Here is a 392-nt window from a genome sequence, read left to right as displayed (position 1 = left end):
CTTGTTGATCACGGTCGAATTGACGTCGCGGCCGACACGGTTGAATTGCAGCTGGCCGTCGATGTCGTGGCTGAGAATGTCTTTCAGGTATTCCTTCGGCGTCGCCGGATMGAGCCAGGCGTCATAGTAGGCTTGGTCSAGAATGAGCGGCTGCCGGTCGTGCAGGTTCCTCATCGGCTCGCCTGCRGGCTCGGTGATGATGGTGCAACTGGTTATGTCGAGGTTGGAGTTGTGCGCCCARAGCCCGGCGAACGAAAAAGGCGCGTGRCCGGGCAGATAGATGTGCCACGGATCCTTCTTGCCGTCGGCCGGCGAGATCGTCCACTCAAAGAAGCCGTCAGCCGGGATCAAGCATCGTTTCGACTTGAAGGCATCCCGGAAGGCCGGCGCGG

General features: G+C 60.5%; 1 protein-coding gene. It reads right to left on the bottom strand.

All coding sequences use genetic code 11. The features are described from left to right. Positions 1 to 351: SOS response-associated peptidase (locus tag AC1DPX_RS35180; protein ID WP_477242624.1), on the bottom strand; the 351-nt coding region annotated here is incomplete at its 3' end. Positions 352 to 392 lie beyond the last annotated feature (41 nt).

The organism is Mesorhizobium sp. 01N446 (assembly GCF_056399285.1).
The sequence above is the reverse complement of the archived record's forward strand: the minus strand, read 5'-3'. Positions and strand labels throughout refer to the sequence as shown.